Origin of the sequence: Candidatus Caldatribacterium sp. SIUC1 (assembly GCF_051549785.1) — a bacterium.
Taxonomy (GTDB): domain Bacteria; phylum Atribacterota; class Atribacteria; order Atribacterales; family Caldatribacteriaceae; genus Caldatribacterium.
On sequence record NZ_CP189974.1, the window covers coordinates 654,836 to 668,069 of the forward strand.

The following is a 13,234-nucleotide window of genomic DNA, read 5'->3' on the forward strand; positions in this document are numbered from 1 at the left end:
CTTTGTTCATGCCTACTTCATCTGCCCCCGCAAGGTCTGGCTCATGTCCCGCCAAATATGTCCTGGCGAAAGCTATGAGCTTCTTCAGATTGGGAGGCTCATACAGAGCCAGGCTTATGTCCGTGAGCACAAAGAGGTCCGTGTTGGGCACCTGGTTCTAGACCTTATTCACCGTTCGGGGAAGAATTTCGTGGTGGCCGAGGTTAAGAAGAGCTCCCGTGTCCTTGAAGCGGCAAGGATGCAGCTGGCCTTCTACCTTTTCGAGCTCAAGCAAATGGACATCGATGCAGAGGGAGAGCTTCTTTTTCCAGAAGAAAAGAGGCGGGAACCCGTGGTGCTGACCCCGGAGTTAGAGGAAAAAGTGGTAGCGGTCAAGCAGGCGGTGTCCCAGGTTGTATCGCAGCCGCTACCACCTTCTCCTCTTCGTAACCGTTACTGCAGAAGGTGTGCCTATGGGGAGTTTTGCTGGGCTTAGCAGGGGGTACAGGTCCGGTGAAAAGAACCCTCTACCTCTTTTCAAGTGGCAGGCTCCAGCGCAAAGATAACACTATCTGCGTGGAAGCCCAGGAAGGTAAGAGGTATTTCCCTGTTGAGAGCGTCCGAGATATCTATGTCTTCGGTGAGGTAGACTTCAACAAGAAGCTCCTGGAGTTCCTGGAAGACAAAGCGATTATCCTCCACTTTTTTGGCTACTACGGGAACTACGTAGGGAGCTTTTACCCCCGTGAACACTATAACTCCGGTTACCTTCTCCTCAAACAGGCAGAGCACTACCTGGATCCTGCGTTGCGCCTGGAACTTGCCCGAAAGTTCGTGGAGGGGGCTTTAGCCAACATGCTTCAAGTCTTACGCTACTACAGTGCGCGGGGTAAAGAGCTCCAGTCCTTTATCGATACCATTTCTTCTTTCCTCCAGGAGGCTCTGCCCCGGTGTACCAGTGTAGAAGAGCTCATGGCCGTCGAGGGGAACGCTCGAAAGTGCTACTATGAGAGCTTCAATACCATACTGGTGGACACTCCCTTTGCGATGGAGGCAAGGAGCAAACATCCACCAGCTGATCCTCTCAATGCTGTAATGAGTTTCGGAAACTCTCTCGTGTACACCAAAATCCTCACCGAGATATACAAAACACATCTTGATCCTCGCATTGGGTACCTGCACGCCACGAACTTCCGTCGTTTCACATTGAACCTGGACCTGGCGGAGATTTTTAAGCCTCTCTGTGCTGATCGGGTACTCTTCGCTCTTTTAGGGAAGAAGATGATTGGTATGGAGGATTTTGAAAACGAAGGTGGTATTTGTCTCTTGAAAGAAAGGGGGCGCCGCCTTTACGTCCAAGAATTTGAGGAAAAGCTCCAGGGCACCTTTTACCACCGGCGTCTCAGGCGCAACGTGAGCTACCAGACGCTCATTCGTTTGGAGCTTTATAAGCTGGAGAAGCACCTCATAGGGGAACAGCCCTATGAGCCTTTCGTCAGCCGGTGGTAGTTTGCCTTGGGGTGACAATCTGCCGTGTATGTCATCATGGTTTACGACGTCGACGTGGCGCGGGTGAGCAGAGTATTGAAGGTGGCTCGTCGCTACCTTACTTGGATACAGAATTCTGTTTTAGAGGGGGAGCTCACCGAGGCCTCTTTTAAGGCTCTGCAAAAAGAGCTGGACCGTGTCGTAAACCCCAAAGAAGATTCGGTTATTTTCTATATCCTTGATAGCAAGCAGTACATCCGAAGGGAACTCCTGGGGATTCAGAAGGGTGGGGAGAAGTGGATTTTCTAAAAGTGTCGTCGACCTCCGGTAGTGCAAAAACCCCTGGAGATCGACGACACTTCAAAAAACCCCTCTAACCCTCTTGACAGAGGGAAAAAGTTGTGATTTCATTTACATAAAGCGTACCTTGACAGGTGAACATGGTCTTCTCAAGAATCCTTATTTAAAGCCCACAAAACGGGTTTGTAGCCTACCTATGAGGGATGGAAACACCGCGAGAACCCGGAGCCTCCAGCCCTTCGGCATCGTTTGTAGCCTACCTATGAGGGATGGAAACAAGTAGAGAGTAAACATGGAAGATTGAGCTACCGTCGGTTTGTAGCCTACCTATGAGGGATGGAAACTTCTGAGAACTTCAACGTCAACTAACTCCAACACTAGTTTGTAGCCTACCTATGAGGGATGGAAACCGGGTTGGAGCTTGCGTTCTCGCAAGCTCCGTACGAAGTTTGTAGCCTACCTATGAGGGATGGAAACAGGAGCACCCGAACGTACTCCTTTCCTTCGTCTACCGTTTGTAGCCTACCTATGAGGGATGGAAACTGGCTTGCAAGCCAACGCAGGACGTCATCAAGTAGGGTTTGTAGCCTACCTATGAGGGATGGAAACTATTTTTCCTCTACTTGGGTTTGTGTCTTTCATTAAGTTTGTAGCCTACCTATGAGGGATGGAAACGGAAGCTCTTCGGTAGACGCACTTTGTTTTTCAGCAGTTTGTAGCCTACCTATGAGGGATAGAAACTGCGAACCCAGGTGGCCAGTAGTCCACCCCCTCCCAGTTTGTAGCCTACCTATGAGGGATAGAAACATGAAGTCTCCTCTCCCCCGGGGGATTAACCTGCAGTCATCCTCGCAGTTTGCTCTATAGCCCTGGAGAAGGGTATCCAGGGTGTTTCAGAGTGAACTCCTGCTTCGGACCGGCTGAAGTGCTTCAGTTGGCCGGTCTTCAAGTTGTTGCTATTGCAAATCCTGGGGTGTCCTGCGGACTAGAGATTTGCCAGCTTTGCCTTCGGGCAACTTTGTCGTGCCCGGGTTTTCGAGTGCATCTTTCCCGCGTCTTTCGTATCCTTCATAACCGGAATCTTCCCTCACCTTGGAAAAATCGATTTCTCGTTTTTCGGTGTCAGCTTTTGGTATCCTCACTTTACCGTCATTTTCGGAGTGATTGTCCGTAGTGATGGATGGTACGTGCAAAATTACCCCTTCACAGCCCCGGAGAGCAGTCCCCCAATGATGTATTTCTGGAAAAAGAGGGCGATGAACACCGGTGGGAGGCTGGCCAGAACCCCACCAGTAGCCATCATGCCGAAATCGATAGAGTGCCGGCCAGAGAATTCGGCAATGGCCACAGGGATGGTCTTGGCCTGGGGTGTTGAGGTCAGGATGAGGGCGATGAAGAACTCCTCCCAGGACATGAGGAAGGCAAAGAGAAGAGTGGCCACAATCCCGGGAAGGGAAAGCGGGAGGATGACCCGAAAAAGCGTTTGCAGATGGGTACATCCGTCGATCTTTGCTGCATCTTCAAGGTCCCGGGGGATGGTGTCAAAGTAGGTGCGCATCATCCAGATGACGAAGGGGACGAGGATGGCCGAGTACACGAGGATGAGGGCCTCTCTTGTATCGAGCATTTTGAGGTTGCTGAACATCTGGTAGAGGGGAATGATGACGGCAATAGGGGGGAGCATGTACGAGAAAAGCAAAACGAAGAGCACCCGGTCTTTCCCAGGAAAGCGAAGACGAGAAAAGGCGTAGGCGGCAAGGACCCCTAAGGCCACGCAGATGACCGTCACAAAAGTCGCCACGTAGAGGCTGTTTGCCATGATTTTCCGGAATTCGCTCTCCGGACCCTGCCCGAAGAGAATGCCGGCATAGCGGGAAAACGACGGATTTTCAGGAATCCAGCGGAGGGGGATACGCAAAAGGTCCTTTAGGTCGGCAATACTCGAGATGAAGAGCCACGCTGGTGGGGCAAGGAGGAGGAAGGCCAGAAGCACCGAGAACACCCCGATGATGATACTTCGAACGATGCGCCTTCGTCGCAAGCCCATGGTATCACCTCAGTACTCGACCTGCCGCTTCATGGCCCGGGTATAGAGGAGCGCAAGGATGGCCACGATCAGGGTGATGAGATACGAAAGCGCTGCGCCCCGACTGAAGTGGAGGAACTTAAAGGCTTCCTGGTAAGTGAGAAAGGAAATGACTTTGGTGGCGTTAGCCGGTCCACCCTGGGTCATGACGTAGACGATGTCAAAGACCCGAAAGGCGTCAAGGGTCCTGAGCACGAGGACCACGGTCATCGTGGGGCCAAGGAGGGGAATAGTGATTTTCCAGAGGCTCCGGAACCACCCGGCGCCGTCGACTTCAGCGGCTTCGTAGAGTTCCCGGGGGATGGTCTGGAGGCCGGCTAAAAGGAGCAACGCCACAAGGGGTGTGACCTTCCACACGTCGGCGGCAATGACGCAGTGCATGGCGCTCCAGGGCCTGGTGAGCCAGGGCTGGTACTTCTCGATGAGGCCAAGCTGCTGCAAAAGCGCATTGAATGCCCCGTAATTGGCGTTGAAAATCCACTTCCACATGATGGCATCGACGGTAATCGGCAACGCCCAGGGCAAAAGCAAGAGGCTACGGAGGATACCTCGTCCCCAGAATTTCTCGTTGAGGAGGAGGGCAATGAAAAGCCCCAGGACCATTTCAATGGCAATAGAAACCACGGTGAAGTACGCCGTCCTCCCCACGGAGCTCCAGAAGTACCCGCTTTTGAGGATATCGACGTAGTTGGCCAGGCCCACGAAGGGGGTTCCCGCTCCTCTCCTGGTGAGGTCAACCTGGAAGAGGCTGAGGTACAGCGAAAGCCCCATGGGGTAGAAAATGATAACGCCGATGAAGACAAAAGAGGGGAGGATGAGCGCCCAGGCAAAGGTGGTTTCTCTTCGCTTGAGGAAACCCCCTCTGGGGTAGACCCCAGAGGGGGCCAGTGCGGTTTTACTGCGCATATCGCTCCATAACCTCTTTTGCTCGGGACACGGCATCGTCCATCGCCTGTTTGGGGGTTTTGGCCTTGGTGAGCGCTGCCTGGAGTTCCTCGCTCAGAATGAGGGAGAGCTGGGAGTACCAGGGGACCTGGGGCCGGTCGAAGATGTAGTGGATTTGTTCCTTGGCGACTTTGATGAGCTCCGGCTGCTGGGCGATGAGTTCCGGATCGTCGTAGAGGGACTTCCAGATGGGGAGGGCATTCTGGCTGTACTTTTTCTGGACTTCTTTGCTCGCAAGGTACTGGATGTAGTCCCAGGCTTCATCGGGGTGCTGGCTTGAGGTAAGGATGCTCAACCCCATGCCACCGTTGCAGGTTGCGCTCCGCCGGCCATCAGGGAAGCCGGGAATCACGGCGATAACAGCGTCTCCAGCAATCTGGGATTCGGCAGGGTCATTGGCGAGGTTGTACATGTACGTCCAGTTGAGACCAAAGGCCGCCTGTCCGGCGGAGAACACCCGCCGCACTTCTTCGTAAAAGGATTCGATACAGGCCGGGTTGAAAAGGCCCTCGTCCATGTGCTGCACCATGAACTCCAGGGCTTCGAGGGGTTTCCCCTGGTTCATCACGGGATTCCCCGCCTCGTCAAAGGGCGTTCCTCCCATGGCGTAGACGTACTGGAGCCACTGGATGACCACGGCTTCACCCTGCCCCCAGGCATCGATGATGGGGTACTCGACGATGTTCTGGGCTTTCAGTTTCCTTGCAATGTCGATGACCTCGGTCCAATAGGTTGGAGGCTTGGCGCCCACGGCTTCGAGCATCCTTTTGTTGTAGAAGAAGTACTCCCAGTCGTTGAGCCAGGGCATCCCATAGAGCCGACCCTTGTAGGTCACGGCAGAGAGCACCTCGGGGAAGATGTCGGCCCGGTCTTCTTCGGAGAGCCGCTCGGTGACATCAAGAAGCCACCCCGCCTCGGCGAACTCTGCCGGCCAGATGCAGTCAAGAAGGATGACGTCATAGGTTCCGGCTCCACTTGCTGCGGCCACGACGATTTTGTCGTGGAGTTCTTCGTAGGCCACAAAAGAGAGCTTCACGTCAATATCGGGCCGCATCTTCAGGAACTCCTCGGTCATGGCCCGGATGTCACTCTCCTGGTACCCTGCCTGCTTCATGAAAAGCCCGCTGATTTCCACCTTCCCCAGGGCGCAGGCTCCGAAAAGCACTACACCCACAAGGCAAAGCATACCGATGAGCCGTTTCATTGTTCTCCCCCCTTTACACCGCTACAGCGCGTCTTTCCGCTGCCGAGCGGTAGATTGCCGCAAGGACCCTCATATTCCTGAGACCTACTTCCGCACCGATTTTCGGCTTTTCCCCACCGAGAATCCACGCACTCATGGCGTCCACTTCCCGGGCATATAGGGATTTTGGCTCAAGCTCGAGTTTCTGCCAGGAGGAAGATACCCGCTTTTGGAGGGCATCGTAGCCCTTCTCTTCTTCGAGGAAGAGGTACCACACCTCTCCTCCGGGGTCCTGGCCGATGGTGTGCTGGGCGATGATGGCCCCTTTCGTACCGTAGACTTCGAGGACGTTCCGTGCCGCTTCGTCGGGGACGTTGAAGAAGTTGTCCACAAACCCCTGCGCCCCATTCCGGAATTTGAGGAGGACGGTGCTTGTGTCCTCCACCTCGTAAGTGTGGGTGATGGTGTCGAGGAACCCGAAGACTTCCCGGGTTTCCCCAAAGAACCACTCAAGGAGATCCACGCAGTGGCACCCCATGTCGGTCAGGGCACCACCGCCTCCGGTGGCTTTTGTCTGCCGCCAGGCTCCTGAGGCGGGAGGGTAGAAGCAGGTGAGCTGGGCCCGGGCAAAGACGGGTTGCCCCAGCTTCCCCTCGTCGATGCACTCTTTGATGCGCTCGTGGTAGACATTGTACCGCATCATGAAGGCAACACCGAACTTGAGGCGTTTCTTTTCCGCAAGCTCCAAAAGCTCTTCTGCTTCCTCAACCCGGAGGGCGAGGGGCTTTTCGCAGAGGACGTGCTTCCCCGCCTCAAGAGCTTGTTTTGCCTGGGTGTAGTGGAAAGCCACGGGAGAGGCGATGTACACGGCATCGATGTCCTCGCGAAGGAGCTCTTCCACCGTGAGGTACGCCCGGGGAATCCCGAAAGCCGCTGCCGTGGCAGAGAGAGCTTCTCTGTCCACGTCCATGAGGGCGATGATTTCGCTTTTTTCGGCAAAGCGCAAGACCTCGGGAATGGTCCGCCGCCGGGCGATACCTCCTGCGCCGATAACCCCCCATCGGACTCTCATGGCTTCCTCCTATCGCCTGAAGTACTGGTAGACCTTGTCAAAGGCGGCGATCATGAGGTCCACGTGGCGATCCTCGTACACCGGATGGCAGGGGAAACAGAACGTCCGCTCTTCGAGCCAGGCGGCATTAGGACAGTGGACCTTGTCGTACTCGACGCTTTTCGGGTCGGTGTACTCCTTAGAGCGGAAGGGGAACTTTGCCCGCCCGAAGCCATTGTGCTTCAGGAAAGCCTCTTCCCGGTACATCTGGGGCCAGAGTACCGGAGCCACAGGTACCCCCTCGGCTTCAATGGCCTGCCAGAACTCCTTGATGGAGCAACGAATTCGCTCAGTGTCGAGGACGATGGGGAAGAGCCAGAAGGAGATGGACTTCCCCTCCTTTTTGTGCGGGGGAAGGTGGAGTACGGCTTCATGCCCTTCGAAGTAGGAAAGGAATTTTTCCCCTATGGCAATCCGGCGGGGTTTGTTCCAGGTCTCGAAGCGCTCAAGCTCACAGAGACCAATGATGGACTGGATTTCCGTCATCCGGTAGTTGAACCCCACCCGTTCGTGGATGTAGAAGAGTTTGCGCTCGAGTTCTAAAAGCCTCAGCCGCTCTTTCACGTTGAATCCGTGGTCCCGGAAGGACTTCGCCCGCCAGAAGATGTCCTCGTCGTTCGTCACGACACATCCGCCTTCACCGCCTGTGGTGAAGTGCTTCGACTGGCAGAAGCTGAAGGCCCCAGCATGGCCGATGCTCCCCACCTTTTTCCCCTTGTACTCGCTCCCGTGGGCCTGGGCGCAGTCCTCGATGACGAAGAGATCGTAGGCTTTTGCGATGGCCATGAGCTCGTCCATGTCGCAGGGGATACCGTAGAGGTGCACCGGGAGGATGGCCCGGGTTCTCGGGGTGATTTTCCGGGCTACGTCCTCCGGGTCGAGGGTGTGGGTGTCTTTGCGGACGTCGGCAAAAACGGGAATGGCCCCTGCCTGGAGGACGCAGAACGCCGAGGCGATGAAGGAATACGAGGGGACGATCACCTCATCCCCCGGACCGATTTCGCACGCCGCCAAGGCAGTGTGGAGGGCTGAGGTACCGTTTGTGGTGGAGACCCCGAACTTACACCCGCAGTACGCTGCCCACCGCTCCTCAAACTCCACGCCCTTTGTCCCCGTCCAGTAGTTCACAAGCCCCGTTTCCAGGGGCTTCAGGGCTTCCTGCTTGGTTTTCTCCGAGAACGACGGCCACATGGGGAAGGGTTCCGTGTTGAGGGGCTTCCCCCCAAAAAGCGCAAGCTCTGCCATACACTCCCCTCCTCAAGCCATGTGAATCTCCACGTTCTCCGCCACACCTCCAAGGAGCGTGTAGTCTCCAGGAAGTGTCTGGAGAATGGATGCCGGAACCAGAGGGGTCACCGGGCCGTGGGCGGCAAGCCGGGCGATAAAGCGCTGCCAGCTCACGCCTCCTCCGATGTACCCGTCAAGCCAGAAACTCCGCCACTTCGCCTGGACAACCTGGGCCGGGCCGATGGTGGCGGCTTTCGGGGGAACCCAGGACCAGTCACCGCTAAAGGAGTGCAGGGCGTTCTGCATGATGGTCATGGGGTGGAGTTCCACAATCCGGGGACCGGCCTGCTTGAAGGCCTCAAGGTCATCTCCAAATTCAAAGCCAAGGTGGGCCTCAAAGAAGGCGATGTGCCCGCACCAGCCCACGCCTCCGTAGCAGCAGTCGGCTCCCCCGAGGTCTTCAATCATTCTGGCGTAGTCGGGGAGGACGTCTTTCGTAGGGAAATGGATGTTCTTCTCCGGAGGACGGAGTTTCGGGTCGATGCGCCCGAAGAAGTTCTCCCACATGGCCCTCTGGAAGGACCCCGGCCAGTCGAAGGGAGCGGTGTTCCCTGCTTCATCGGCGTACTCATCCATGTTGAAGGTGTGCACGTGGTCCATGGGGATCCGGAGCCTGTTGATCATCTCTGCGGCCAGGGGGTACTGGGGCACAGGACCCACGGGGAGAATGAGGACGAGCTTCTCTCCCTTTTCCCGGGCTTCCACGATCCGGGTGACGATGTCGAGGGCGAACTGGAAGTAGAAGTCGCTTTTCTCCTCGATGATGCGGATATGGAAGTCGGGATTGGGGTGTTTCGTGATTTCTTCTTTCGTGATTTTCCGCGCCCGCTCACACGCCTCCCGATCCTGAAAGGGAATGAACTTGGCCAGAGAATAGGTGAAACTCATGAGCATCCCTCCCTTTTCATCCTTTCACGGCACCGCCGGCCAGCCCGTGCACGAGTTCCCGCTCGATGAAGAAGAAGAGGACCACCACCGGGAGCAGGGCAAGGAGCGCTGCCGCCATGAGGTACTGCCACTGGACGGTCCAGCGGCCGATGAAGTTGTACAGCCCTAGGGTGAGGGGTCGCTTGTCCATGGACTGGATGAAGGTTAAGGCGAACATGAACTCGTTCCAAGCAGTGATGAAGGTGTAGATGATGGTGGTGACCACCCCGGGCATGGCAACAGGAAGAAGCACCCGGACGATGGCCTGGAGCCTCGTGCATCCGTCGATGAGCGCGGCTTCTTCGATTTCTTTCGGGACGTTGCGGAAGTACCCGCCAAGGAGCCATATGGAGAAGGTGAGGGTGAAGACGCTGTTTGTGAGGATGAGAGAGAGGAGGGTATTTAAAAGCCCGAGGCGTGCGATGATCTTAAAAAGCGATATGACCACGATGATGGGAGAGAACATCTGCACAACGAGAATCAGGTACATGATGAAGCTTTTCGAGCGGAAGCGCAGCCGCGCCACCGCGTACGCCGCAGGGACGCAGAAGGCCATGTTCACGAGAGTGGCTCCCAGGGCCACGATGAAGCTATTTTTGAAGTACGCCCCCATGGGGTACTTTGCCCAGATATCGCTGAAGTTCGCCCAGCGGATGGTTCGGGGAATCCAGTGGGGAGGTGTAGCGTAGACTTCCTCAAGGGGCTTTAGGGCCGTTGAGACCATGACGAAGAAGGGGAAAAGGAGCACAAGGAGGATGAAGACGATGAGGGGATACACAAGGTAGAGGTTGCGCCTTCGCATTTCAGTACACCCCCCCTCCTTTGAAGTAGCTCCGGGCATAGAGGATGCTCACGGTGAGGAGGATCACGAAAGTAATGACTGCCATGGCAGCGGCCGGTCCGAAGCGCAGGTACTGGAAAGCGTACTTGTAGATGTACGTGATGAGGATGTCGGTGGACGTTCCCGGCCCACCGCCGGTGAGAACGTAAATGACGTTGAAGTCGTTGAAGGTCCAGAGAATCGAAAGGAGCGTGGCCACCGTGAGGACGTTGCTCAAAAGGGGTAGGGTCACGAAGCGGAATTTGGCAAAAGGCGTAGCACCGTCGACTTCGGCAGCCTCGTAGAGTTCTTGAGGAATGGCCTGAAGTCCGGCAAGGAACACGAGCGCCATGAAGGGGATGCCGCACCAGATGTCCACCCAGAGGTTGGCGAAGAACGCCGGGCGAGGTTCGGCAAGCCAGATGGGCGGCTCATCGAAAATCCGCAGAGTCCTCAGGGTGTGGTTCAAAAGTCCAAAGTCGTTGTTATAGGTCCACTGCCAGATCATGGCGCTTATTGGAACAGAGCTTGCCCAGGGGATGATCACAAGACCCCGGGCGACTTTCCTTCCCCGGAAATCCACGTTTAAAAGCAGGGCAATCACAAGGCCTATCCCCGTTTTCACCGCTACGGCTGAGGCGGTCCACACGCAGGATCGGACGATGATTTGCCAGAACTCGGGCCGGTCGAACATGAAGCGGAAGTTCCCAAGTCCAAAGAAGCTCACAAGGTCCCCAAGCTTGTTCACCTTGAAAAAGGACATGAGGATGACGTACACGATGGGATAGAACATGAAAAGGAAAAGAAACACGCAAGCGGGGAGGAGGAAGAAAAACGCTAGACCCGATTCTGTTCTCCAGAACTTCCCTTTCTGCAATCTCGCTCTCCCTCCTTTGCAGAACAAAAGAAGAAAACCGGGAGGGCACCCGCCCTCCCGGTTTTCTTTCACATGCCCCGCAGGGCGTCGATTTCCCGGGCAGCGTCGTTCATGGCGGTCTTCGGGTCTTTCTCGCCGAGGAAGGTGGCGACGATGTTGTCCCAGATGATATCGTTGCACTCGGGCCACTCAGGGATGAGCGGCCAGCCCTTGGCGTTCGGAATCTGCTCAATCATGACCTTGTAGACCGGTTTCTGGAAGAAGGGGTCATTGGCCAGGGATTTGGTAACTGGCGGGAAGCCCACCATCTTGTCGAACTGAATCCTCCAGGGGTCAGAGTAGAAGAAATCGAGGAATTTCCCGGCCTCTTCCTTGGCGTCTGAGGTCTTGAAGAGGACGATAGAGTCGGTCACAATGAGGGTGCTCTGGGGTTTCCCTTCAAAGTGCGGCATAGGAGCAACGTCCCATTTGAAGGTCACACCCCGCTGCTCAAGCAGTGCAGCCGTGAATCCACCGCTCAGGAAAATACCGAGGTTTCCGGCGACGAAGAGGTCCTGAACTTCATCCCGGGTGTAGGCGGTCACACCAGGCTGGGTCACCTTGTACTTGTTCACGAGGTCGTTCATGAAAGTCAGGGCACCAACACCGGCTTCGTCGTTCACCCTGCACTTCCCGTAGCTTCCGTCAGGGAGCATCTCGAAGTAGTAACCGCCATTGCCAAAGAGGTAGTACGCGTGCTCCGTGAGTTCCACGTACTTTTTCCCCGCCATACCCACGGCGTAGAACTTCTCTTCGGGTTTGTTGATCTTCTGGGCAATGGCAAGCATCTCTTCAAAGGTCTCCGGAGCTTTGTCGATGATATCCGAACGGTAGTACATGAGGCGCGTTCCGGCGGCAACCGGAAGCCCATAGAGCACGCCCTTCACCTTGCCTTCCATGAGGGCTGGGTCGATGTTGTTGAGGAGGTCCTTGCTCACCCATTTCTCGATGGGTTCCACAACGTCCATGTCGAGGAGCTCAAGGAGCCACCGGGTACCGATGACCGCAAGGTCTGGGGGTTCTTTCCCGGCAAGAAGGGAAATGAGCCGGTCGTGTCCGAGGTTCCAGGGAGTGGAAATGATTTCAAGGTCAACACCGGGATTCGCTTCCTCAAAGGCCTTTTCGAGGTTCAGGGCGTAATCCGGGGTGAGTCCATCGTACTCCATCCAGAGGATGCTCACTTTCTTCTGGGCTCCCGCGAAAGCCGAGAACGCCAACACCATCACTACAACCGCCACGCAACCGATGACCCATCGCCTCATGGTCTTCCCTCCTTCTCAAAGAATTTCTGAGTTTTTGAAGCACTTGGGTATCCTTTTTCTACCCCTTCACATCACCTCCCTGGGTGAGGTTGATCAAAACGTCTAAGTTGTGGGAGAGGTTGGCAAGAAGGGCCTCGCTGCTGTAACGGTAGGGTGGGATGAATTCCGCAATGAGGTAGTCGTTGTAAGGAACGTTCCGGAGTGCTTCCATAACTTTGGGCCAGTTCACATCACCTTCGAGGGGGAGGCAGAATCCCTGGAGCGTACCAACCTCTTTTTTGAAATCCTTCACGTGGACTGTGGCGATGCGTTTCCCGAGAACCGCAATCCAGTGCTCCGGATACCCGAAAAGCACCACATTTCCGGTATCGAAATGGGCCCGCACGGAGGGGCTATTGAAGGAGTCGATGAAAGCGGCAAACTCAAGAGGGGAGAGGAAACACTCGTTCCAGACGTTTTCTAAGGCTAAGGCGACACCGGCACTCTGGGCGTAGGGAAGGACTTCGTGCAGGGACTCCCGGGCGCGTTCTATGACCTCTCCGTAAGGAACGAGTTCTGAGGCTGGGTCCCAGGGAACGTGGACGTACCCTGGGATGACGAGAACCGAAGGCACGGCAAGCTCATAGGCCAAGTCAACCAGGGCTTTGATGACGTCCTGTGCCTTCTTTCTCCGGGATGCTTCAGGCGAAGCCAGGTTGTACTTCCAGAAAAGCCCTGTAGCCAGGCTTCGAACCTCGACTTTCGTTTCCTGAGAGAGGCTGCGGATTTCCTGGAGGACCTCCCTACCCGGCTTTAAGGGGAACGTCCCTTCCTCATCTGGGCAGAGCTCAACAGCTGCAAAGCCGTACTTTGCAGCAAGGGTGAAGATATCGCGGAAGGTGGCGTTGCCAGGAAATGCCCACTGGTTGATGCCTTTTTTCATGGTCTCCC

Annotated in this window: 13 protein-coding genes and 1 CRISPR repeat array; of the genes, 3 read left to right on the top strand and 10 right to left on the bottom strand. The window is 55.8% G+C overall.

Annotation, left to right across the window (positions count from 1 at the left end):
- Positions 1-43: 43 nt before the first annotated feature.
- Genes cas4 through cas2 form a run of 3 tightly spaced genes read left to right on the top strand, consistent with a single transcriptional unit; the run spans position 44 to position 1,776 of the window.
- Positions 44-475, top strand: coding sequence for a CRISPR-associated protein Cas4 (gene cas4 / locus ACP6EK_RS03320; RefSeq protein ID WP_438317863.1), 432 nt, complete (start codon positions 44-46; stop codon positions 473-475).
- Between the two features lie 17 nt (positions 476-492).
- The gene (cas1b, locus tag ACP6EK_RS03325) at positions 493-1,488 is read left to right on the top strand and encodes a type I-B CRISPR-associated endonuclease Cas1b (protein WP_438317866.1); all 996 of its coding nucleotides are present in this window, start codon (positions 493-495) and stop codon (positions 1,486-1,488) included.
- A gap of 24 nt (positions 1,489-1,512) precedes the next feature.
- Positions 1,513-1,776, top strand: a complete 264-nt coding sequence (gene cas2 / locus ACP6EK_RS03330) for a CRISPR-associated endonuclease Cas2 (RefSeq protein WP_438317869.1) — start codon at positions 1,513-1,515, stop codon at positions 1,774-1,776.
- Between the two features lie 172 nt (positions 1,777-1,948).
- Positions 1,949-2,574: direct repeats of the CRISPR family, unit length 30 nt; unit sequence GTTTGTAGCCTACCTATGAGGGATGGAAAC.
- Between the two features lie 388 nt (positions 2,575-2,962).
- On the opposite strand, the gene ACP6EK_RS03335 is transcribed toward cas2, so the two are convergent.
- From ACP6EK_RS03335 to ACP6EK_RS03380, 10 genes are all read right to left on the bottom strand, one after another.
- Entirely contained in the window at positions 2,963-3,814 is an 852-nt protein-coding gene (locus tag ACP6EK_RS03335) for a carbohydrate ABC transporter permease (RefSeq protein WP_438317872.1), read from the bottom strand.
- A 9-nt stretch (positions 3,815-3,823) separates the two neighbouring features.
- Entirely contained in the window at positions 3,824-4,759 is a 936-nt protein-coding gene (locus tag ACP6EK_RS03340; protein WP_438317875.1) for a carbohydrate ABC transporter permease, read from the bottom strand.
- Positions 4,749-6,002, bottom strand: a complete 1,254-nt coding sequence (locus ACP6EK_RS03345) for an extracellular solute-binding protein (RefSeq protein WP_438317878.1) — start codon at positions 6,000-6,002, stop codon at positions 4,749-4,751. The genes ACP6EK_RS03340 and ACP6EK_RS03345 overlap by 11 nt, the downstream gene beginning before the upstream one ends.
- A gap of 13 nt (positions 6,003-6,015) precedes the next feature.
- A complete protein-coding gene (locus ACP6EK_RS03350; protein WP_438317881.1) occupies positions 6,016-7,053 on the bottom strand; it encodes a Gfo/Idh/MocA family protein in 1,038 nt (345 codons plus the stop codon).
- 9 nt (positions 7,054-7,062) lie between these two features.
- Positions 7,063-8,337 (bottom strand): DegT/DnrJ/EryC1/StrS family aminotransferase, encoded by a 1,275-nt coding sequence (locus ACP6EK_RS03355; protein WP_438317884.1) that lies wholly within the window; start codon positions 8,335-8,337, stop codon positions 7,063-7,065.
- 12 nt (positions 8,338-8,349) lie between these two features.
- A complete protein-coding gene (locus ACP6EK_RS03360) occupies positions 8,350-9,267 on the bottom strand; it encodes a 6-phosphogluconolactonase (protein ID WP_438317887.1) in 918 nt (305 codons plus the stop codon).
- A 16-nt stretch (positions 9,268-9,283) separates the two neighbouring features.
- On the bottom strand, positions 9,284-10,108 hold the full coding sequence (locus tag ACP6EK_RS03365; protein ID WP_438317890.1) for a carbohydrate ABC transporter permease: 825 nt from the start codon (positions 10,106-10,108) through the stop codon (positions 9,284-9,286).
- A gap of 1 nt (position 10,109) precedes the next feature.
- Positions 10,110-11,003 (bottom strand): carbohydrate ABC transporter permease, encoded by an 894-nt coding sequence (locus ACP6EK_RS03370; protein ID WP_438317893.1) that lies wholly within the window; start codon positions 11,001-11,003, stop codon positions 10,110-10,112.
- 68 nt (positions 11,004-11,071) lie between these two features.
- Positions 11,072-12,304: an ABC transporter substrate-binding protein gene (locus ACP6EK_RS03375; RefSeq protein WP_438317896.1), complete on the bottom strand. Its 1,233-nt coding sequence runs from the start codon at positions 12,302-12,304 to the stop codon at positions 11,072-11,074.
- A 58-nt stretch (positions 12,305-12,362) separates the two neighbouring features.
- Positions 12,363-13,226, bottom strand: a complete 864-nt coding sequence (locus ACP6EK_RS03380) for a sugar phosphate isomerase/epimerase family protein (RefSeq protein WP_438317899.1) — start codon at positions 13,224-13,226, stop codon at positions 12,363-12,365.
- Between the last annotated feature and the right edge of the window lie 8 nt (positions 13,227-13,234).

Bases quoted from the DNA above. Each gene is read 5' to 3' on its own strand.
- cas4 (WP_438317863.1), top strand. From the start codon at position 44: ATGTCCCGCCAAATATGTCCTGGCGAAAGCTATGAGCTTCTTCAGATT.
- ACP6EK_RS03335 (WP_438317872.1), bottom strand. From the start codon at position 3,814: ATGGGCTTGCGACGAAGGCGCATCGTTCGAAGTATCATCATCGGGGTG.
- ACP6EK_RS03340 (WP_438317875.1), bottom strand. From the start codon at position 4,759: ATGCGCAGTAAAACCGCACTGGCCCCCTCTGGGGTCTACCCCAGAGGG.
- ACP6EK_RS03345 (WP_438317878.1), bottom strand. From the start codon at position 6,002: ATGAAACGGCTCATCGGTATGCTTTGCCTTGTGGGTGTAGTGCTTTTC.
- ACP6EK_RS03350 (WP_438317881.1), bottom strand. From the start codon at position 7,053: ATGAGAGTCCGATGGGGGGTTATCGGCGCAGGAGGTATCGCCCGGCGG.
- ACP6EK_RS03355 (WP_438317884.1), bottom strand. From the start codon at position 8,337: ATGGCAGAGCTTGCGCTTTTTGGGGGGAAGCCCCTCAACACGGAACCC.
- ACP6EK_RS03360 (WP_438317887.1), bottom strand. From the start codon at position 9,267: ATGAGTTTCACCTATTCTCTGGCCAAGTTCATTCCCTTTCAGGATCGG.
- ACP6EK_RS03365 (WP_438317890.1), bottom strand. From the start codon at position 10,108: ATGCGAAGGCGCAACCTCTACCTTGTGTATCCCCTCATCGTCTTCATC.
- ACP6EK_RS03375 (WP_438317896.1), bottom strand. From the start codon at position 12,304: ATGAGGCGATGGGTCATCGGTTGCGTGGCGGTTGTAGTGATGGTGTTG.
- ACP6EK_RS03380 (WP_438317899.1), bottom strand. From the start codon at position 13,226: ATGAAAAAAGGCATCAACCAGTGGGCATTTCCTGGCAACGCCACCTTC.